Annotated in this window: 19 protein-coding genes and 1 pseudogene; 8 read left to right on the top strand and 12 right to left on the bottom strand. The window is 64.9% G+C overall.

Features of this window, described 5'->3' with window-relative positions:
- Positions 1–31 precede the first annotated feature (31 nt).
- Entirely contained in the window at positions 32–607 is a 576-nt protein-coding gene (locus OHS03_RS20025) for a hypothetical protein (protein ID WP_328656154.1), read from the bottom strand.
- 133 nt (positions 608–740) lie between these two features.
- On the opposite strand from OHS03_RS20025, the gene OHS03_RS20030 reads away from it, so the two are divergent.
- Positions 741–1,259, top strand: a complete 519-nt coding sequence (locus OHS03_RS20030; RefSeq protein WP_328656155.1) for a hemerythrin domain-containing protein — start codon at positions 741–743, stop codon at positions 1,257–1,259.
- Positions 1,260–1,405: 146 nt separating this feature from the next.
- Here OHS03_RS20030 and OHS03_RS20035 read toward each other — a convergent pair whose 3' ends face one another.
- Complete coding sequence (locus OHS03_RS20035; protein WP_328656157.1) at positions 1,406–1,777, bottom strand: MFS transporter; 372 nt, start codon at positions 1,775–1,777, stop codon at positions 1,406–1,408.
- A 136-nt stretch (positions 1,778–1,913) separates the two neighbouring features.
- On the opposite strand from OHS03_RS20035, the gene OHS03_RS20040 reads away from it, so the two are divergent.
- Positions 1,914–2,138 carry a hypothetical protein gene (locus OHS03_RS20040; RefSeq protein WP_174551966.1) on the top strand — a complete coding sequence of 75 codons (225 nt, stop codon included), beginning with the start codon at positions 1,914–1,916 and terminating at the stop codon, positions 2,136–2,138.
- 54 nt (positions 2,139–2,192) lie between these two features.
- Entirely contained in the window at positions 2,193–3,170 is a 978-nt protein-coding gene (locus OHS03_RS20045) for an HNH endonuclease (protein ID WP_328656159.1), read from the top strand.
- 39 nt (positions 3,171–3,209) lie between these two features.
- Here the strand turns inward: OHS03_RS20045 and OHS03_RS20050 are convergent, their stop codons facing one another.
- Complete coding sequence (locus tag OHS03_RS20050; protein WP_328656161.1) at positions 3,210–6,176, bottom strand: Z1 domain-containing protein; 2,967 nt, start codon at positions 6,174–6,176, stop codon at positions 3,210–3,212.
- Between the two features lie 36 nt (positions 6,177–6,212).
- Positions 6,213–7,670 carry an ATP-binding protein gene (locus OHS03_RS20055; RefSeq protein WP_328656163.1) on the bottom strand — a complete coding sequence of 486 codons (1,458 nt, stop codon included), beginning with the start codon at positions 7,668–7,670 and terminating at the stop codon, positions 6,213–6,215.
- A gap of 393 nt (positions 7,671–8,063) precedes the next feature.
- On the opposite strand from OHS03_RS20055, the gene OHS03_RS20060 reads away from it, so the two are divergent.
- A complete protein-coding gene (locus OHS03_RS20060) occupies positions 8,064–8,279 on the top strand; it encodes a hypothetical protein (RefSeq protein WP_056812051.1) in 216 nt (71 codons plus the stop codon).
- Positions 8,276–9,547: a hypothetical protein gene (locus tag OHS03_RS20065; RefSeq protein ID WP_328656164.1), complete on the top strand. Its 1,272-nt coding sequence runs from the start codon at positions 8,276–8,278 to the stop codon at positions 9,545–9,547. The genes OHS03_RS20060 and OHS03_RS20065 overlap by 4 nt, the downstream gene beginning before the upstream one ends.
- Positions 9,548–9,553: 6 nt before the next feature.
- On the opposite strand, the gene OHS03_RS20070 is transcribed toward OHS03_RS20065, so the two are convergent.
- Both OHS03_RS20070 and OHS03_RS20075 read right to left on the bottom strand, forming a co-directional pair.
- Positions 9,554–9,931: a hypothetical protein gene (locus OHS03_RS20070; RefSeq protein WP_056812055.1), complete on the bottom strand. Its 378-nt coding sequence runs from the start codon at positions 9,929–9,931 to the stop codon at positions 9,554–9,556.
- A gap of 37 nt (positions 9,932–9,968) precedes the next feature.
- Entirely contained in the window at positions 9,969–10,928 is a 960-nt protein-coding gene (locus tag OHS03_RS20075; protein ID WP_328656166.1) for a helix-turn-helix transcriptional regulator, read from the bottom strand.
- An 89-nt stretch (positions 10,929–11,017) separates the two neighbouring features.
- Between OHS03_RS20075 and OHS03_RS20080 the strand changes: the two genes are divergently transcribed.
- Entirely contained in the window at positions 11,018–11,545 is a 528-nt protein-coding gene (locus OHS03_RS20080) for a DinB family protein (RefSeq protein ID WP_063004239.1), read from the top strand.
- Here the strand turns inward: OHS03_RS20080 and OHS03_RS20085 are convergent.
- A complete protein-coding gene (locus OHS03_RS20085; RefSeq protein WP_328656167.1) occupies positions 11,505–13,994 on the bottom strand; it encodes a tetratricopeptide repeat protein in 2,490 nt (829 codons plus the stop codon). The two genes, OHS03_RS20080 and OHS03_RS20085, sit on opposite strands and share 41 nt — an antisense overlap.
- A 176-nt stretch (positions 13,995–14,170) precedes the next feature.
- On the opposite strand from OHS03_RS20085, the gene OHS03_RS20090 reads away from it, so the two are divergent.
- Both OHS03_RS20090 and OHS03_RS20095 read left to right on the top strand, forming a co-directional pair.
- Positions 14,171–14,626: a carboxymuconolactone decarboxylase family protein gene (locus OHS03_RS20090; RefSeq protein ID WP_328656169.1), complete on the top strand. Its 456-nt coding sequence runs from the start codon at positions 14,171–14,173 to the stop codon at positions 14,624–14,626.
- Positions 14,627–14,715: 89 nt separating this feature from the next.
- A complete protein-coding gene (locus tag OHS03_RS20095; RefSeq protein WP_328656171.1) occupies positions 14,716–15,132 on the top strand; it encodes a nitroreductase family deazaflavin-dependent oxidoreductase in 417 nt (138 codons plus the stop codon).
- 1 nt (position 15,133) lies between these two features.
- Here OHS03_RS20095 and OHS03_RS20100 read toward each other — a convergent pair whose 3' ends face one another.
- From OHS03_RS20100 to OHS03_RS20120, 5 genes and pseudogenes are all read right to left on the bottom strand, one after another.
- Entirely contained in the window at positions 15,134–16,507 is a 1,374-nt protein-coding gene (locus tag OHS03_RS20100; RefSeq protein WP_328656174.1) for a vWA domain-containing protein, read from the bottom strand.
- Positions 16,507–17,391, bottom strand: coding sequence for an AAA family ATPase (locus tag OHS03_RS20105; RefSeq protein WP_062986878.1), 885 nt, complete (start codon positions 17,389–17,391; stop codon positions 16,507–16,509). Before OHS03_RS20105 ends, OHS03_RS20100 begins: the two co-directional genes overlap by 1 nt.
- 238 nt (positions 17,392–17,629) lie before the next feature.
- On the bottom strand, positions 17,630–18,988 hold the full coding sequence (locus tag OHS03_RS20110) for a DUF2252 domain-containing protein (RefSeq protein ID WP_328656176.1): 1,359 nt from the start codon (positions 18,986–18,988) through the stop codon (positions 17,630–17,632).
- Between the two features lie 109 nt (positions 18,989–19,097).
- Complete coding sequence (locus tag OHS03_RS20115) at positions 19,098–20,195, bottom strand: DUF4185 domain-containing protein (protein ID WP_328656178.1); 1,098 nt, start codon at positions 20,193–20,195, stop codon at positions 19,098–19,100.
- A gap of 158 nt (positions 20,196–20,353) precedes the next feature.
- A pseudogene (locus tag OHS03_RS20120) lies at positions 20,354–20,863 on the bottom strand (ketol-acid reductoisomerase); the annotation flags it as partial.
- Positions 20,864–20,911 lie beyond the last annotated feature (48 nt).

The following is a 20,911-nucleotide window of genomic DNA, read 5'->3' on the forward strand; positions in this document are numbered from 1 at the left end:
CCGCCGAAGGCGTCACCCACGCGGCCAAGTATCAAGCACCCGTCTGCGGGTCTCCGCCAGTTCCCAACAGCACGTTCTGCGGCAACCATGCCCCGTCTCCTGCCGGAAGTTCCCCGCTGTTGACTCCAAGATCCCTGCGAGCGCACTCATAGAAGTCATTCCGCCTGAGACCCGCCGCTTCGAATGCGCAAACATAGTCCTCGTGGCTCATATCCCTCCCCAACGCAACAAGGCTGAGCTCCCACACAGCCTTGTTCCACAGCCGCCCCGCTGCAACAGCTTCCACTGAACCGAGCAACAGCACCATCTCCCACTTCAGAGTCTTCTCAGAAGCAGCTTCAGCCAGCATCTGCTCACCGTCCCCGGCTGAAATCGGCTGCCCAGTATTCGGGTACCCCCGCCCCGCCGCCATCCGCATCGACACCTCCGCGAAGCGCTTGAGCGCGTTCGCGAACTCGCTGTACGCGACGAGCCGCCGATCATCCCACCGACTGCGCTGCGTCCGCCGCCACTTCGCCCGCTCGGTCAACGCCGCCCCCGCAAACGTCGCCCCCGCCCCGAGGAGGACTCCGACAACGGTAATCATTTGCTGTACAACAGCATTCATAGGTCCAGTGTGTAGGCGATACCGTCAGTACACCAGCAATCCGGTAACGCGCTCGAGGGTCTGGAGACGCTCACGTATGGATTTGGGCGAATGAACGATGTTCTGCCTCGTCTCGCGCCGATGTAATTGGTCTATGACTGAACGCGATGTGGCCATGATGTACGCAGCACACGATGCGTTCCGGCGCGATCTCCGAGCGCTTGCCGCCACCCCGGATCGTGAGCGCTGGAGGCAGTTTCGTACCCAACTGTCCGTCCACCACACTGCGGAGGACGTCGTGCTCTGGCCGAGCCTGCGCCGCCGCGGCGTGGACGCGCAGTTGGTCGAGCAGATGGCCGCTGAACACGACCGGATCGATCCCCTACTGGCGCAAGTGAATCGGGCATTCGATACTGCGGGGCCGGACGCCGCGCGACCGACGCTTGTGGCACTGTCCGAGCTGTTGCACAACCACTTGCGACACGAAGAGCAAGAAACTCTGCCTTTGATCAACGACCGAGAATGGTCGCAGCTCGACCGAGAGATGCGCCGCCGCATCGGACTCCGCGGTATTCGGTCCTACTACTCGTGGCTGCTGCGGGACATTGAGGGTGAACGCCGCCGCAAGGTGCTGACCACGATTCCCCGCCCACTACGCCTGGTGATCTCGTAGACGAATAGTTGCGTCGCCCAGAAGTTGCGCACCCCAACGGTTCATGGTTGATACCTCGGTATCGGTGATGTCGCCGATGGGCTCGGATGCTTCACTGCCGAAACGGATTTCGGCGCAGCAGGTTCGGGCAGTGTGCGCAACAGCAGTCAGCTCAGGGCGGGCATCAGAATTAGTGGGGTCAGCGCGGTTCGGAGGGACGTTGCGTCGGCGATGCTGCCGATAACGGGCGTGGCCAAGCCGCCGATACTGACGGTCAGCCCGAGGGTGATGCCGCTGGCGGTGCCCACGCGTGTAGGCAGGTAGTCCTGGGCGAGGGTCACTTGCAGGGAGAACGGGATATATAGGCCGACAGAGGTCAGCGCGACGAAAAGGTACATCGCCGGTCCGGAAACGAACACGATCCCGGCGATGGCGGCGACGGTCAGCAGATAGGACCAGCGGGCGACGGTGACCCGTTCCCATCGGTCGGCCAGCGCGCCGCCCAGCACCGAGCCCACCGCGCCACCGAGGTAGGGCACAAACAGCGCCCGGTACCCGCCGCCACGTCCCCGCCCATACGTTGCTGGGCGTGGTCGCCGATCTCGACTCGATGGCCGAAATCCTCGTCACCATCGGACTGAGGGAGGTCCGCTACCAGGAAAACTATCGCGCAGAGTGGCGCGCTGGCGACGTCATCTTCGACCTGGATACCTGGTCTACCTGCCCACCCTTCTCGAAATCGAGGGACCCGACGAGTCTGCGGTCCGCCAGACGGCAGCAGACCTCGGACTCGACTACAGCCAGGCGAAGTTCGGCAGCGTCGACACCAGCTACCGAACCGAGACCGACCGCGACATCCTTGCTGAGCCGACCCTGCTGTTCAACGACTTCGCCGAGTAGCACGTCCCGCTCATTTACCCGATTCCGGTCGTATGGCCGTGACACACTTCAGTTGTGGACCTTGGGGATGAGCACACGTTTCGTTCGAAGATTTTTCAAGCGCTGAGGCAGTTGGTAGATGAGCGAGGTGGCTTCGTAACCCGGGCCGATCTGTGGGACTTCAAGGTCGGGGACGAACCGATTCAGCTTGTCGATCGCAATCGCGGGATCCGGAACCCCCAAGGCTTCGCGTCGACTCTGTCGATCATGTCCAAGCCTGGCAGTCCCTATGAGGATGAGGTCGTCGGGGATTCTCTGTTCACCTACGACTATCGCGAGGGTCCCATCGATGTCGGCGACAACATCAAGCTCAGGAAGTCGGCGGAGACCGAACTGCCGCTCATTCTGCTTCGTTGGATGAAAGTCGGTGCCGACATTCGGTACCTGCCCATCTTTCCGGTTTATGTCGTCGCCGACGATCCGACCAATCGCCGGGTGCTGCTCGCGATCGATGAATCATTGCGCGGCGTCAGCGATCCGCAGCACTTGTCCGCCACCGAACGTCGCTACGTCCAACGGATGACCAATCAGCGTCTACACCAGCCACAGTTCCGCAGCCGGGTATTGATGGCCTATGGAAACCGATGCGCGGTATGCAGGCTCGCCCGTCCGCAGCTGCTCGAAGCTGCGCACATCATCTCCGACGGCAAAGAGCACGGTATTGCCGACATCCCGAATGGCCTGAGCCTCTGTAAGATTCACCATTCTGCGTATGACCGGAATCTGATGGGAATCTCCAGCGACTACCGGGTTCACATCGGGTCGGTGCTGGCGAAGGCCGACGATGAAGGTCCGATTCTAAAATTCGGGCTCCAAGACATGGACGACGTCCAACTGACGCTGCCCACCAAGAAGGTGTTCTATCCCGCGCCTGAACGGCTTGCTGAGCGCTTCAGCGAGTTCATGAACGGGGACAAGGCGTTCCGAGTCGGCAGGGTCGACTTCCAGCGAATCGAACCGGTAATCGCCGGATCAGGTCTCGGGACAGTATGAATCGGATCGGTGGACTCACCGTCCACCGATCCGCTCGGGCTATTCCCCGGTACCGCAATCGATAATCGGTGCGGCAGTGCCCGAATCTCTTGTCGTGAAGCGAACGACCCGGTCTTCTCTTCCATACGCGGAGGCCGGCGCGACAAAACCGAACGTCAGGACCAACTTGCCAGGATCAATCATGCCATCAGGGTCCACACTCGCGACATGATGCGGTTCGACGACCGCGTGGATCAGGATGGCACCAGTACGTTCGCCGACAAACCTTTCCGTATTTGGATCCTTCGAATCACCGATAGCCCCTGCGATTCGAAGCGCGATGCTGCGGTGACGGCTCGTGCTGATCGAACCGAAGAGGGGATCACGTCGTCGCACACGGTCCCATCGCGTGATCAGCCTGCCACCCACCCGAACTTGCTGATTGCCCTTCTCACGCTGCGGTGCGAGAACAACCCACTCGTCCACCGCGCGGCGGGCTCCATGTGTGATCGAGCGCAGGTACTCGAGGTGTGGCCCGAATTCACCGGGTGCCCGCCATTTCGTTTGTTCGGCGAGATCCAGAAATTCTTCGGGTGACAGTCGGCCGCTCAAAGCTGTCAGGTAGTGAACCGTCGGTGCGGAGTCCTTGGCGTGCCTACCATTCTGAGCGGGAAAATGATACGCGAAACGTGTTGTCTCCGTGGATAATCCGCCGAATGTCGGCGTCCAAAGACCAGTATTGTGCCGGAGCTGCGGAGCGGAGGTCGGATACGCAGTCGGCTCCAACCACTGGCCCGGTGAGCGCACCTCGACCAACTGCGCGTTGTACATCTTGTTCGGGCTGGTCGGCTTCAACTGGGGCAGATGCTGCGAAACCAACGGCGGCACTTGGGCTGGGGTCACCTGGGGCACTCCGTCGACGAGGACCGAGTACTGCTGCAACTCGCGACGGAACGCGTCCTCGTCGCGGCACACTGCCTCGAACGCACGCAGCAGGTCGACACCCTTCACCCCCGTTCCAGGCTGCTCCCGCCCGATGTAGAGGCGCACCAGATCGCGGTAACCGGGTCGGAACCCGAACCAGCGGCCCATCTGCATCAACGCCGACATGTTCGATGCTCGCCGCAAGAAGTACGAGACCGTAAGTCCCTCAACAGTGAAGCCGCGGGAGAGCTTCTGCCCACCGATCAGAATCTTCCAGATCTGCCGCTTGTCGAAGTCCGCTTCGCCGGTCTCGAGGTCCTTGTCGCTGTTGACGACGATAATGGGCTTCTGGTCGCCACCGATCCGGAATACAGCAGCTCCGACATACGGCTGCAGCTCCGCAAAACTTGCCGGCACGGCATGTCCATCCGCGCGTACGGCCGAAACCTCTGCCAGATCGTCGTCGAATAGAGCCCGCAACCGGTCATGCCCGCCCGGCCCCGAGTAGTCGGCGTCCCACCACAATTTCGTGATGCGCCCCAGCAGTTCTCGGTGGTCGATGGTCCAGCCCGACTCGTGGATCAGCATCGTGTGGTGTTGGAAGTAGCCGTCACCGAGCGCGCCCCGTTCCTCGCGATACAGTTTCATCGCGGCGGTGAGGACGAACATGTCGATCGCTTGCCGCAGCGTCGCGGTGTCAGCTTCATCGAGCCCCTCGACCTGAACACTGCGCACATGAGCCTTCTCGTTCGAGTTGGCAAATGTCCGTTCGTCTTCGGGGATGTCGTCGTCGAGGTCGTGAAAATCTCGTGCACCCATATAGGTGTGGGGCCGCTCGAGTGAGACGATGAAGTCCTTCGGGAAGATGTCGGCGGCATCACTAGGATCAATAAAGACGTTGGCGTACGGCGTAGCCGTGTATCCGACGTACTGTGCCCGCGGCAGCATGGTCAGCAACTCGGAAATCTTCTTGTTAATGGCAGTTCGCTCGGCGTCGGGCTTCTGCCGTGCAGTGTTGACCGACGCCTCGTCGGACTCGTCGTCGATGATCAAAACAGGAATCTCGGCGAGCGGAGTCTTGATCTTGTTCAGATCCTGAACAAGTTTGCCGAGGACGGTCTTGTTCTTTTTGACCACCATCAGGCGCGCTGACGAGCGATGCAGGTTGACCGGGTCGTACAGCGGCAAGGCTGGCTGTTGCTTTTCGAACTCGAGCGCGACGATCCCCTGCCGAAGGCTCTTGTAGTCGTCATCGCGGGTCGTCATCCGAACGATGTCGAATGCGCCCAATGCTGCAGGCTGACTACCGAATTCGATGAACCTGCCCTGTATCCACGCCGGGTCGTCGGCATAGTCCGACTCGAACTCACTGGCACCGCGGAGAATATTCTCCCTGCCCACCAATTCCATGTCGAGCCGCCGCTGTGTCTGCGCGCGAAGCAGATTCAATGTGCCGCCGAGCACGATGACCAGCCGGTATCCCGCGTCCACCGCCTTAGCGATAACGCCGGTAAAGTTTGCCGTTTTGCCCGACTGGACGTAGCCGACGACAAGACCTTTCGACTGGAACGCCTCGAGGCGAGACGGGTCCGACAGTCGCTCCACCACACTGTCCGTCGCCATGTCCAATCCGGCCACCGCGTCGTCCGACCAGCCTTTGGAGGACAACAGACTCCGGTAGGCAGGCCAGTACCACTCGCGGCCGTACTTCGTGGTGGTGCGGTACCAGGGCTCGAATTGCTCGCTGATCACCACTGGTGGCAGGGTCTTCATGACCGGCGCACAAGCTTCCAACAGCTTTCGCGTACCCGACTCCAGGTCGAGAAGGTCATAGATATCGCTGCGCCGCTGGTCAGTTCGTGGACCAGCCGCGGACCAGACCGGTCGCTCTGCGAAATCCCACTGTGTCAGCTGTTTCCGCCACATGTCGACCAGTTGATCGCTCGGGCCGGCGGAGAGTAGAGCGGTCCGAAAGTCCTCTTCATCTGCCGACGACTGCGCACCGGGCAGGTCGTAGGCCTGGTATTTCATCGCACGAGCCAGGCTTTTCGGTTTGCTGCCCGCCAGGTCGGCAAGCACCGCGCGGTGCAGATCGAGTCGCATCGAATCATGTTGGGGCATAGGCGCTTGTATCACCGTTTACAGTCCTGCCTGGTCTCGCTCGACGCGGGCAGCCGAGATGAGCACCGACTGCCACAGTGCAAGGTTGTCCTTGATTCGCGGCCCATTGTGTTCCTTACCGAACACTTCGTGGAGCAGAAAGAACATGAGCGCCTTGAGCATCGGCGCATCGTTGAGGCTACCGTTGCGCCCACCCAGCACGGCGGACCGAAAACGCTTGTTGAGCAGAATCGTTCGTGTATCGCGGTCGATATCGAAGAACGCGTCGTCGGGCAGTTGCCGCCACTCGATTCCGATAGGATCCTCTCCCGGAATATTCGGCAGTTCATCGTTGATTGTCTCTTTGACCGCGGGAGCGAATCCACGCCCCGGCGGGATCACCGCCTTGCGCGTCGCGCCAGACCGTTGCCGTGCCTCCCGATAGACCGTCTGAGCGTCGTTGATGTAATCAACGAACGTACGGCCGGAATCGTCGGTAGCGGTCTCGATTGCCGAGACGAACTCGGGTGAGACCTCGACTCCTTCTTTCTTGACGGTCAGCCGGAACACGTCGCCGAAGACGGCCGGGAGGTCGACGTCGACCCGTGCCAGCGACAGGTGCTGTTCGGGTTGCCGATAGTTGTTCCATCCACCTGCCTGAACGACGCGCCCATGGCGGTAGAAGTAGAAGCCCTGGCGATCGAGCACGCTCCCGACCGCTTTGTACTCGCTCACTGAGGAACGGGGGGTCCAGATATGTGCGGTGAGCTGGACCTTCCCGATCGAATCGAGGTCAGCGACGAAGGCCCGCGGGTAGTCGCGGTGACCCGTGACCGGATACCCGAACGGATTCAGGCCGACGACGCCGAGGTTGGTGTAGACCGTGCCGGTACGCACGTCCTCCACCGCGATCGTGATGTTGAAGTCGTCCCGCGCGAGGAAGCGGTGCAACTGCAACCCGAGATGCGCCCCGAGCCGGTTGATCATTCGATCGAGATAGCGGCCGGTCTGTGCGCTACCGACGCTGCGGGGGAAGTCCTTCACACCGTCCCACCGCACGACAGTGCCGTGCCATTCGATCGGGCACTGGTGGTAGCGGTCGATCAGCGACTGGGCATAGCGAGTTTCGACGATGTCGCATTGGAACCCGTCGCGTGCCCGCTCCATGACCCACTGCAATCCAGCAGGCCGGGTCTTCTTGGTCCGGCTGACCACCGTGACAGCCGAGGCCTGACTCAACGACGCGGACTTGAGGCCGGTGCCGAACATACCGAGGGAATCCTCGGCGTAGTTGCGCCGACCACCCACCGTCATCGCCACTTCGAGTTCGTCCTCGGTCATACCGACGCCGTCATCGATGATGAGCAGGCTCAACAAGTCGTCACCGTCCCGAAGGAAGTGGATGACCACGTCCTTCGCGCCGGCATCGATCGAATTGTCCACAAGGTCGGCAACAGCGGCTTCGAACCCGTAGCCCTGACTGGTTAGCGCCTCCATGTACCGAGCATCCGGCGGTAGGTACTTCCGCCCCGCCGTAGGCACATCGAACTGCCAGTCTGCCGTCATCGCCACCCCAAGTCACCAGCACCGTTGTTGTCGAAAGCTCTCCGGATTGATCAGTAGCGGAGTGTGCTCTGTTACATGCGGATCCGAGGACGGCGCGGGGAGGACGGCGGCTACTCCGCATGCGGCGTCGAGACCCGGAAGGGGCGCCCGCTGGTTCCGCGTTCGCCCAGGTGCCTCAGTCCGTGCGCCAACAAGGTGGTACGTCGGTTTACATGTACCTGGGCTGGGGTTTTCGTTGTGATGCACAGTGATTCGGCGAAGTTGTAGCGCGCGACAGCGGAAGAGGGGACCCTCGGAGTAGAGATCGCGTTACCCAGGAGCCGCATGACTGTCAGAAGTGACCGTGAAGGTGGCTTGCCGGAGACACTGCCCGCGTTGGAGCAGCTGCCGGCGGATGAGGCTCGGGATCTGTTCGAGTTGATGAGGGCCGCGAGTACGTTCGAGGCGGCCGCGTTGGACAAGTCCATCGATTCGATGGTCTCCGCGTTGCCTCGGCCGTTGCGCCGGGTGACGAAGAAGATCATGTTCGGCGGCAGATGACCGACCTGATCACTCGGGCGCAGTTGATTCTGTTGGCTCGCACGTTGCATGTCCATCCTCAGCGGTTGGATCACCTGCGGTATCTCGGGGCCGATCGGTTGCATGCGCTGAATCAGCAGATTTCGGGGGTGTTGTTCGATCAGCACACGGAGACGTTTCGGCGGATCAGCGCGTTGGTGCCGTTCATTCCGTTGACGATCTCGATTCCGTTGGTGCAGAAGCTGGTTCCGCCGATGATGACGGGGCGGGCAGCGGGGTCGGTGGGGCTGGATCATCCGGGCAAGGCCGCTGAGACGTTGATGCTGCTCGATGCGGGGTATGCGGCCGATTGTGCGCCCTATCTCGATCCACGGGCCATCGAGCAGTTGGTCGATCGGATGGCGCCGGGGCCGATCGTCGGGATCCTCAACGAGTTGCTGCGGCGACGCGATTACGTCACGGTCGGTCCGTTCTTGGCCTGTGCCACACCGGAAGTGCTCGCCGCTGTCGAGGTGGGGGTGCGCGATGATGCCGGGCTGATCTTCTCGGCGGCGTTTTCCTATGACGTGGACGTACTGAGTGCGGTTATTCGTCAGCTGCTCGATGGGCCACATAAGCGGGTTCCGCGGATGGCGCAGACGGTGTTGTCGGGTTCTTCCGACCTGCAACACGCTGCGCTGTCGGTGTTTTCGCGGTGCGCGCCCGATGTGATCCGCCGGGTGGGCGACATCCTGTTCGGGAATGCGCAGCCCGGCGATGTCGCCCGGCTGGTGCGCAACGCGCTCGCCCTCGGCGCGGTGCCCGAATTCCTCACGCTGGCCGGGTATCTCACGCCGCTGGGGCTGTGGACGTTGGTCGGCAATCCGGTGTTCAACGATCCGGATGTGGGGGTCGATCTGGTCGCGCCGATGGACGGGCGTGAGGATGCGGAGAGTTGGCGTGGGCTGTTCACGCTGATGTCTCGGATGGACGACGATGTCAGGAGCGCTGTGGGGTACGCGCTGGCTTTGCTCTCGGAGTCGGCGGTGGCGGAGTTGCCCGCGCGCGCGACCGAAACCGGTTGCTGGCCTGCGTTACTCGATCTCGTCGCGGTTTCCGGGGAGCGGGGGCAGGCGCGGTTCGGGGCGATCTGGGCGCAGTTGGGGCCGGAGCGGCGGGCTTATCTGCATCGGTGCATCACCGAGCTCCGGTACGACACCAGGTTGGCCGAGATCACGGCTTTGGTCGAGCCGGTGGAGGTGGATCTGCTGTTCTATCAGCGGCGGCAGAAGGGGCGGTATCGCGGCTGACCCGGGTCAGCCCTGCCACCGGCCCCAATCCCGTTGAGCGTGCAGCACAGCGGGGTCGACGACACCCCAGATGCGGATCTCGAACCGATATTCACCGGGCTGAGGCTCGAGGAGACCTTCCACCGCGTGCACCCCGGGGGTCGGAGAGAACACCCGGCGTAGTCCGAGGACGTTGGCCCATTGATCGACCACCCGGCCCGGGTGTTGCGAAAGATGGCTACCGGCTTGACCTTCGACGGACAGGACGGCCTCCATGCTGTCGTCGCTGGTCACCGATGGCGCGACGAACCAGGTCAAGGGCAGCAATCCGACGGCTTTGCCGAGTTCGTTGAGATGTTGGGCGACAGCCGCCTCGATCGCCGAGCTCAGCTGGGACAGATTCATGGGTTAGGTATAGCGCGCCGAGGCAGACAGGGCGAACTCATGGCTGAGTGCGGGTGAAGCGGTTCCCCCACTCCCGCAGCTGCGTAACCAGTTCCGGTGGGCCGAGGACGCGGAAATCCGCTTCTACCTTGCCCAGCAACAGAATCGGCCAGTCGAGGCTGTCTACGGTCAATTCTATGTGGGTGCGGTCGTCGGGGAGGGCGGTGATGGTGCACCAGCGGCCTACCCGGGTGTGGACGTCGGTGGCGGGGGCTTCTATTTCGGCGGTGACGGTGTAGCCGGAGCGGCGGGCGCCGACGGCGTTTCGGACGAAGGTGGCGGCGTCGGGGGCCGGGAGGGTGCGGGGGCGGAAGCGGGCGCCGGTGGTCGCGGAGGCGGTGAGGCGGTCGACGCGGAAAGTGCGCCAGTCGTGGCGGGTGAGGTCGTAGGCGACGAGGTACCAGCGGCGGCCGAGGGAGACGAGGCGGTGGGGTTCCACTTCTCGGGTGCTGGTTCGGCCGTCCGCGGCGGTGTAGGTGAAGGTGAGGCGTTCTTCGCGGCGGCAGGTGAGGGCCAGGTCGGTGAGGACGGCGGGGTCGACGTCGGAGAGGGGCACGGCGGTCCAGGCCGAGGATTCGGTCATGGCGCGCAGGGCGTCGACGCGGCTCCGTAGGCGGGTGGGTAGGACGGTGACCAATTTGCCGAGTGCGCGGATGGAGGGTTCCGCCAAGCCGTCGCCCGCACCCTGGGAGCCTGCTTGTAGGCAGACGGTGATGGCTACGGCCTCGTCGTCGTCGAGGACCAGCGGTGGCAGGGCGGCGCCCGCGGCCAGTTGATAGCCGCCGTCGACACCGGGGCGGGCGTCGACCGGGTAGCCGAGTTCACGAAGGCGGTCGATGTCGCGGCGCAGGGTGCGGGCCGAAACACGAAGGCGCTCAGTGAGTTCCGTGCCGGACCAATAGCGATGGGTCTGCAGCAGCGACAGCAGTCGAAGGGTGCGTGCGCTCGTATCGGCCATATTCCGATTATCTCGCAATTGCGGTCATAAACTGGCCGCAATGGGTCCTACCTTGGGTTTCACAACACCGACAAGCAAAGGATCCGGACATGACCACGAGCACCCAGATCGATACCGAGCGCACCGACATCCTCGAGATGCTCGCCAAGCACCGGCACTTCCTGCGCTACACCGTCCGCGACCTCACCGACGAGCAGGCGGGTCTGCGCACGACGGCCAGCGAGCTGTGCCTGGGTGGACTGATCAAGCATGTGGCCGCGGTGGAAGCGAATTGGGCGGGTTTCATACTCGACGGGCCCGCGAAAGCCCCCGACTTCGACTCGATGACCGAGGAGCAGATCGCGCAGTGGAGCGATATCTTCCGGATGCTGCCCGGCGACACGCTCGAGGGTGTGTTGGCCGAATACGAGCAGGTGGCCGCACGCACCGATGAGCTCGTGCGCACCCTCCCGGATCTGAACGTGAGTCAGCCCCTGCCGGAGGCGCCGTGGTTCGAGCCCGGGGGACGCTGGACCGCGCGCCGCACGCTGATGCACATCATGACCGAGACCGCCCAGCACTCCGGCCACGCCGACATCATCCGGGAGTCGCTGGATGGAGCGAAGTCGATGGGGTGATGTCGGCGAAGAGGGACTCGGCCGCCGCGCGGTGTTCGGTGGCGGCGGCCGGGTCGGTGGCGTCGAGGACGTCGGCGATGCCCTGGTGGGCTGTCGCCTCCTCGAAGCGGTAGCCCAGTTCCGGTGCCAGGGTGAGGGTTTGGCGATAGAGGTCGAGAGCCTCGTCGGGTAGTCCTGCGAGACGGCAGGTTTCGGCGTAGCTGTTGAGGAAGTGGATCTTCCAGTGGTCTTCGAAGAGGGCGTCCAACAGGGCGAAGGCTTCTCGGTGGCCGGCGAGTGCTTCTTCGTAGCGACCCATTTCACGGAGGGCGACACCTCGGCAGTTCAGGCACCAGGCTTCGTTGTGTTTGTGGCCGTCTTCGCGGGCGAGGGCGAGGGCGCGGTCCAGGTGGCCGAGGGCCTCTTCGGGTTCGTCGGCCGCGATCGCCACGCCGAGGGTGATCTGGGCCTGGAGCGAGGGGTTGACGGTAGGGACGGCGAGGGCTTCGCGAGCCAGGTGGGCGGCCCGGTCGCGCTGCCCCAGTTGGAGCATGGCCCAAGCTTCGCCGGCGATGGCTTCGGCGGCGCTGGTCGGGCAACCGCCGGTGGTGTAGAGGTCGCGGGCTTGCCGGAACAGTTCCAGCGGTTCTTCGATACTGCCTTCGTCCCAGCGTAATTGGGCGCAGCGCATCGTCAGTTCGGCGCGGGGCAGCGGGTCACCCACGTCGACGACCAGGGGCGCGGCGGCGGCGTAGGCGGCGGCCGCTTCGGTCATGCGGCCCGCGTTGTAGCGGGCGAAACCCAGATCGCTGTGCGCTTCGGCGAGTTGCCGTGGATCACCGAGATTCTGTGCGGCGGTGAGGGATTGCTCGAACAGCGCGTTGAGATGCGTGGTCCCACAACGGCGGGCGAAGAAGGCGCGCATGAAGCGGGGCAGTTCGCACACGTGGGTGTCGGCGCCGGCTTCGACGGCGGCGTAGAACACAGCCATCAGGTTGGTGTACTCGGAGACGAACCAGAAGAACGCGGCGTCACGACCGGGGAAATGCGGGAGTTCGGCGGGCGGCGAACCGGCGGAGACGGGGCGGGTCGGCGACAGGAACGGCATGGCGGCGTCGGCGGCGGCCGCGGTGTGTACGTAGTAGTCGAGGACGCGGTGCAGGGCTCGTTCGCGGTCGGCGGGGGTGTCGTGCTCGAAGGTCGCGGTGCGGGCGTGTTGGCGGACCAGGTCGTGGAGGCGGTAGCGGCCGTCGGCGGGTTGCTGGACGAGATGCGCGTCGAGGAGGTCCTCGAGCATGGCGCGGGCGCTGCGCAGCGAGACGTCGGCCACCGCGGCGGCGACGTAATCGGTGAACGTGGAGCCGGGGATCAGGCCGAGCAGCTGGAACAGGCGGCGCTGGTCGCGGTTGAGTTGACGCACCGACATGCCGAAAGCGGTGTCGAATTCGCTGGCGCCCTCGGCCATTCGCTCCACGAGGATGCCGACCGACCAGCCCGGGCGATGCCGGAGACGAGCGGCCGCCAAGCGCAGCGCCAGGGGTAGGTTGCCGCACAGGCGCAGCACCTCGGCGGCTTGCTCGGGCTCCTTGGCCAGCCGTCCGACGCGAGCGTCGCCGCTGGCCCGCACCAGCAGTTCGGCGCTCTCCTCCGGCGTGAGCACGTCGAGGGTCACCGGTGGGACCTCGTCGAGTTCGAGCAACCGGTTGCGACTGGTGATGATGGCCACCGACTCGCCCGCGCCCGGCAACAGGTGGCTGACCTGCGCGGCATCGGCGACATTGTCGAGCACGACGACAGCGCGCAAGCGAGCGAGCTCCGAACGCCAACAGGCCGCTCGCAGTTCGACTTCCCCGTCCTGGGGCACCTTCTCCGAGGGCACCTGCAAGGCGGCCAGCAGCGCACGAAGGGCGGCGTCGGGGTCGAGCGGCTGTCGTCCGTCGGTGAAGCCGTGCAGGTCCAGATACAGCTGGGCGTCAGGATATTCGGCGGTGAGTCGATGCGCGGCGTGCACGGCGAGGGAGGTTTTCCCGACGCCTGCCATGCCGTCGATGGCGACCACGCGGTCGGCACGGACGGCGGCGAGCACGTCGGCGAGTGCCTGCTCGCGGCCGGTGAAGTCGGGCACGTCGCGGGGCAGGTCGTTGCGTGGCGGGGGTGGGGCGTCGGCCGGTGGGCTCGGCGGGGCGGGCTGACGGCTGGTCTTCGGTGGGGCGGGCAGGGGGTTGTTGGCACGCTCCCACAGCGGGCGCAGCGGGCGCGGGTCGCGTTTGACCAGGCGGCACAGCTCGAGGACCGCGGGCCACGGCGGGACCGTCTGGCCGCTGAGGTAGCGCGAGAGCGAGGACGAGCTCAGGCCGGTGTCGCGGGCCAGGGCGCGCACCCCGCGACCGGAGAGTTCCTGGATCAGTCGCAGGCGCGAAGCGAGCTCGTCCTGCGGGTATGCCCGTGCCGTCTGCTGTTGCGCAACCACCGTGTTCCACTCCTGTTGTCCCGGCCGGGACCAGAAATCTCGAGACCGACAAGCCGGTGGTCAGGGCCGTTTTTCGCTGTCCCACAGTGTCCCACAGCCATTCTGTTCCAGCGTCGCACGGGCTGTTATCGAGACACACCGCAAGCAGCGGACAAGCAACCAGCAAGGAGAACGACATGCAGTCTCGGATGAAGAACCCGGCCATGGTCCTCACCGACGCGATGGGCCCGATCCAGCAGGTGCTCAAGGCCGTGGAGACCGGTGGCGTGGACAGCGAGATCCTGGAGCTGGTGCACCTGCGGGTGAGCCAGATCAACGGCTGCAGCGCCTGCGTTCTCGGTGGCACCACCACCGCGCGCAAAGCGGGCGTCAGCGAAGACCGCCTCGCCACCGTGGTGGCCTGGCGCGAGACCCCGTTCTTCTCCGAGGAGGAGCGCGCCGCCCTCGAACTCGCCGAGGCCGCCACCCGGATGGCCGACCGTGCCGACGCGGTCACCGACGAGATCTGGGACAGCGCCGCCAGCTACTTCGACGAGAAGCAGCTCGCTTCGATCGTGCTGATGATCGGCGTCACCAACATGTTCAACCGGCTCAATGCCAGCACCCGTCAGATCGCCGGCGCCTGGGGCTGAGCCTCCCCCTCCCTGTGAAAGGAACTGTCACCATGTCTTCGAATCAGCAAGCGAGCACGAGCAACTCACACAGCGGATTCTCTCGCTGGATGCAGCACAGGATGAACGCGCGGATGAACCGCAAGATCCGTCGCGGCAAAGGCACCTTCATGGGGATGGATGTGCTGATCCTGCACACGGTCGGCCGCCGCAGCGGTCAGCCGCGCGACACCCCGATCTCCTGGTTCCCCGGCGAGGACGAATCGTGGCTGCTCGTCGCCTCCGGCGGCAAGGACGGCCACCCCGACTGGTTCCTCAACCTGATGGGTCACCCCGATCAGGCGACCGTCCAGCTACCGGACAGCGACACGGTCGCCGTCACGCCCCGGGTACTCGAAGGAGCCGAGCGGGCGGCGGCATGGGAGCACATCACCGCCGCGCAGCCCCGCTACGACACGTACCAGGCCAAGGCGGGCCGGGAGTATGCGGTCGTCCAGTTGGCGGCCACTGCTACGAAGCACCGCTGAATCAGGCGGGCAGTAGTCTGCCGATCACCTCGGCGAGCTGGGCGACGTTGCGGCATTCGTGCATGGTGACGATCTCGGTGTAGCCTTCGGCGGCCGAGTCACCGGTCGACCAGGAGCGCGACGGCTCCGGGTTGAGCCAGTAGACCGCCTTCGCGCGCTCGGTGATCGCTTGCAGCGCGGCGAGATTCGGGTCGGTGCGGTTGGTGCGGGCATCGCCGAGGATCAGCACGCAGGTACGTGGGCCGACCGCGTCGAGGTAATGGTCGACGAAACCCTGGAGGACCTCGCCGTAATTGCTGGATCCGAACCGGGCGACGCCGCCTTCGCGCACGATGTTCTGCGCGAAGCCCGGCGGTGGCGGTTCGCCGGGGGTGAAGTACTGGGTGATCTCGGCGCAGGTGTCGACGAAGCCGAAGCTGCGGACCTTGCTGAACTGGTCCTGCAGGGCCTGCACCAGTTGCAGGGTGAATTCGGCGAAACCACTGACCGAGCCCGAAACATCGGCCAGCACAACGAGATCGGGGCGACCGCGTTTGCGCGCGCGCAGTACCGGATCGACCGGGACACCACCGGTGGCCATGGAATGACGCAGGGTGCGGCGCAGATCGATCTGGCCGCGGACCGCCTTCTTGCGGCGCACTGCCAGTCGGGTGGCGAGCTTGCGGGCCAGTGGGTGCACGAGGCGGCGCATCTCGGCGAGGTCCTGCTCGCGGGCACCGAGGAAATCCGTGCGGTCCGCGGAGTTCTCGACGCCGCGGCGGGCGATGTAGTCGGTGCCGCGCAATTCGGCCGAGCGCAGGCGCGCCTCGGTTTGCACATCGGTACGGAACCGGTCGACGCGGCGACGGGCCTCGATGGTGCGCACCGCCGTGTCGAACTGCCCTGTGCCACCCATGGTTTGAGCAAGCTCCTCGGAGATCTCATCCGGGCGTAGCGATTTCATGGTCAGGTACGAGGACCAACCCGCACCGGAGGCCTGAGTGACTCGGCCCGCGCTCTCCCCCGCACCGCCGTAGGCGCCGAAGGTGTTGAGTGCTTCGCGGGCCAGTTCGGCGGTGTCCTCACCCTGGACGAGGGTGGCGATCAGACGTTCGCGCAGGTCTTCGGCGTTCCCGCTCGGGCGCGCGGACGGCAGCGAGACGCCGAGGAAGTACAGGTCGAAGAGTTGGTCGAAGACTTTGCGTTGGCCGTTGCGGCGGAGCAGGCAGGCGGCCAGACCCGCGCGCAGGACGCGGGGGTCGGCGTCACCGAGGGCTACGATCGCGGCTGCCGCGTCGATGGTTTCGCTGGGACCCGCGTGAATGTTGTGCTCGCGCAGCAGGGTGACGAAATCGACGAGCCGAGCGCTCGTGGGAACGACGCGCGAAGGGCTCATCACCGCACGCTGCCGTCTGCCTGGTCGTCGAGACCGAGCCGATCGATGGCGATGCGATGGTCAGACTGGTACTTCAGCAGCACCCCGAGCGTCGAGCGGACCACACCGCCGGTCAGTGTCCGCGTTCCCAACGCAACCAAAGTCCTAGCCCAGTCCACGGTTTCGGCGATCGAGGGCGCCTTGCGCAGGGAGAGCTGCCGGAGCGCGCTCACCGTCGCCACCACCGGTTCGGCCAGCGCGGCGTCGAGCTCGGGAACTTTGAGCGCGACGATCGCCTTCTCCAATTCCGCTGTCGGATAGTCGATATGGAGATACAGACAGCGACGCTTCAGCGCTTCGGACAGGTCGCGGTGGGCGTTGGAGGTGAGGATGACGAACGGCTTGCGGACGGCGGTGACGGTGCCGAGTTCGGGAATGCTCACCTGGAAGTCGCCGAGGACTTCCAGCAGCAGACCCTCGAGTTCCACGTCGGCCTTGTCGAGTTCGTCGATGAGCAGGACCGTGGGGTCGGGGTTGCGGATGGCTGCCAGCAGCGGGCGCGCGAGCAGGAACTCCTCGGTGAAGACATGGTCGCGGGTGCTGTCCCAGTCCTCGCCGGAGGTGGCGGTGATCCGGAGCAGCTGCTTGGCGTGGTTCCACTCGTACAGGGCACGGGCCTCGTCCACGCCCTCGTAGCACTGCAGACGGATGAGCTCGGCGCGCACCGCGGCGGCGACAGCCTTGGCGAGCTCGGTCTTACCGACGCCCGCCGGCCCCTCGATCAGCAAGGGTTTGCCGAGGCGGTCGGCGAGGAAGACCGCGGTCGCGATATCGAGGGACGGCAGGTAACCGGCGGCTGTCAGCCGGTCGGTTACCTGGTCCACCGAGGAAAAGAAGTTACTCATCGGTAATGAGTGTATCCACTGCAGCCGACGCGGTGGCGACGCGAGTCCCGGTGACTACGACCGCGGCTTTTCGGCCGTGGCGACCGCGGCGGCGACGCCGTCCAGGATGAGGTCGAGACCGAAGGCGAAATCGCCCGCTGAGCGTCGCTGTGCTCACGGCGACCGTCGACGGGCTCACCATGCTGTGGTTGTTCGCGATCGGGATCGCGCTGTTTCGGTCGAGCCCGAACCGGGCCGATCAGTACGGGTTGTCGGCCACTTCCACCTGACCGTCCTTGATAGCGGCCAGCAGCAGGCGGTAGTCGGCCAAGCTCTGATCCGAATACGACATCGCGAAATCGCTCAGAGCCGTGTCGAACTTCTCGCTGCCGCCGATATAGGTGTCGATCGCCAGCGGATCGCCGGAGCGGCAGTGGGCGCGAGCCAGCACGCCGCCGCAGGCGGCGCCGTAGTTGGCCAGTTGCCCGTGGGTGAGATTGTCGATCTCGACGGAGCCCTTCATGTCGCGGAACTGACGCCAGTAGTAGTGCACGCCCGCGGGCCCGGTGGCCCAGCCGAGGAAGATATCGCTCGACGCCTGCATCAAGCGCTGACCGGCGACGACGCGATGGCCCTGGTGCTTGTATCGGCTCGCCTTCTGATATGGCGCCAGCACCGAGATGTCGGCCTCCTTCAACTGCAGGAACAGCGGAGTGCCGGACTCCTTGTCCATCAGCAGCGCGATGAAGCATCGGGTACCGACGCTGCCGACGCCGACGACCTTCACGGCGGCCTCGACGAAGGCGTAGCGGTTGAGCAGCACGCGCATGTGGTCGGGCAGCGTGCGCCGGTATTCGGCGAACAGCGACTTCACGGTCGCCGCGTCGGGGGAGGTGATGGGTACCAGCAGCGGCGGCTGATTCTTGATCCGCGGAATGCCGTCGGCATCGGGTTCGGTGAGTTTGTCCAGTGCTTGCAGACTGGTGCGCTTCTTGGCCGAGGCGATCGTCTTCTCGGCCAGCTTGCGGCCCTTCTTCTTCTGGACCAGCTCGAGAACCTTGTCGGAGTCGACCCGGTCATACCAGATCTCCAGGCTGTCCTGCTCTGTCATCGTCTCGATGCCCTCGCGATAGCCGCGGGCGGTCGCCTCCGCCGCCGATGCCGCGTCCTCATCGGAACAGCCGTTGTTGAGCGCCGCGACCGCGACACTGGCGACCAGGCGTTTGACGTCCCACTCGAACGGGCCGGGCAGCGTCTCATCGAAGTCGTTCACATCGAATACGAGATTGCGTTCAGGAGTGCCGAAGAGCCCGAAGTTCGACAGATGCGCGTCGCCGCACAGTTGCGTGATGAGCCCCGTATCCGGACCGCTCCCCAGGTCACTGGCCAGGACCGCCGCGGCACCGCGCAGAAAGGTGAACGGCGACAACGCCATTCGCGCCATCCGGATCGGCACCAGCGACGGCACCCGGCTCTCGTTCTGTTTCAACAGAATCGCCACCGGGTCCTCCCGCCCCGGACCCGGCTTCCACTCCCCCAACGCGGTACGAGAAACCCGCTTCCGCGCCGCTTTGCCGATCTCCGCCGCCTGCCGATCGAAATCCTCAACCGTCGTCATCGAGCAAGTCTCGCGCTACCGGGCCGTTACGGCAAGGACCAGCGGATAACCATGCGGTGACAGAGTGCGCCACCACCCAGCTATCGACTGCCGACAGCAAGGGGTGGCGCTACGAACCGAGCCGCCTGCGCCACTCGTCGACTCGGCGAACGAGCTCCTGCCACCAGGTCCGTTGCGGGTCCGGTGGTGGTGTCGGCCGAGGATCGGGCGTCGGCTGGGGCTCCGGGGTCGGTTCGGGGTCGGGTACCGGGACCAACACCTTCCGGCGAATCCCGGTGCAGGTGAATTGGGTCGCCCGATAGGGATTCCCGTTCTGCGCCCACTCGGAGACGATGAGGGTGAACTTGCCGTCCTCGAGCCTGCTGTAGGGGTGTATGTAGCCGCCGTACAGGCGCGGGACCGTGTCGACACCGCGCGGCATCCCGGTGATCGGCCGGTGGGTGTGGGTCGTGATCCAGTTCGTGTTGTCGATCCGGTCGCCGACCTTGACGAAGATCGAGTAGTCCCCCGCGTCGAATCCGGAGATCACGGCCCTGTTCTCGACATAGCGCAGGCAGATCTCGCCGAACTGCCAACCGGGCAGGATCGGCGTCGGCTCACGGTTCCAGGCCCAGTTGTCGCCGTCCCAGCCCCAGCCCTGCCAGGCGTGCGGATCGGACAGGCCGTCGGCCGTCGCGCGCCACAGCAGCATGTCCTTGTTCCTGGCCAGGCCGCCGGTGGAGATGATGTGCACCCAGTCGCTGTGCGGGTCCTTGGCCCAGGAGATCATGACCCGCTTGCCGGCGAAGGCGCCGCACCAGAACTTCGAACCGCTACGGGCCCAGGTGATGCCGCTGTCGTCGGATGTCCAGACCTCGCACCACTTCTCGTTGCCCAGGCCCTTGGTGTACATGACCCACAGGTAGATCCGGCCGTCGACGGTCATCGCGTCGCACGGCAGGACGGTGGAGTATTCGGCGTTGTCGTGCTGGTAGTCCCACAGCTGGCGGCCGTCGGTGCTCGGCGAGGTGGCCATGACGATCGGCTCGGCGGGGTCGCGCTGAGATGTGCGCGTGATGATGGGGGAACGCCAGTTCCCGATGCCGTCCATCGGTGGGCCGTACGGGCCGTCCCCGGAGAACGAGTCGCCCCAGATGAAGCCGACATCGCCGTTGGGCAGCTCGAACGGAATCGCGAGATCGCCACCGCCGAGGTCAGCCGAAGGCACAGGGTTCAGATCCGTGACGCGGATGACACACCCACCCTGGTCGGCTCGAGCCGAAGTCGTTGGGCCGGTGTTGGTTCCGTCACGCCACCAGGTTACGTCAGCATGCCGAAAGGCCCGCTCGCACGTGGCGAACGGGCCTTTCCAGACGCGGTGAAACCTTACGCGGTTTCGGTGATCGGGCGGTCGACCCAGCTCATCAGGCCGCGCAGCTTGGCACCGGTGACCTCGATGGGGTGCTCGGCGTTCTCCTTGCGCAGACCCTCGAGCTCCTTGTTGCCGCCTTCGACGTTGGCGACGAGGCGCTTGACGAAGGTGCCGTCCTGGATGTCGGTCAGGATCGCCTTCATGCGCTCCTTGGTGCCGGCGTCGATGACGCGCGGGCCCGACAGGTAGCCACCGAACTCGGCGGTGTCGGAGACCGAGTAGTTCATGCGGGCGATGCCGCCCTCGTACATCAGGTCGACGATCAGCTTGAGCTCGTGCAGGACCTCGAAGTAGGCCATCTCGGGGGCGTAGCCCGCCTCGACCATGACCTCGAAACCGATCTTGACCAGTTCCTCGGTGCCACCGCAGAGCACGGCCTGCTCACCGAAGAGGTCGGTCTCGGTCTCTTCCTTGAAGGTGGTCTTGATGACGCCCGCGCGGGTGCCGCCGATCGTCTGCACCCATACCTGCCCCGTGATAATCTTCACAATTCCTGATTACCGCATCCAAGC

Source organism: Nocardia salmonicida (assembly GCF_036142455.1).
Lineage (GTDB): Bacteria > Actinomycetota > Actinomycetes > Mycobacteriales > Mycobacteriaceae > Nocardia > Nocardia salmonicida.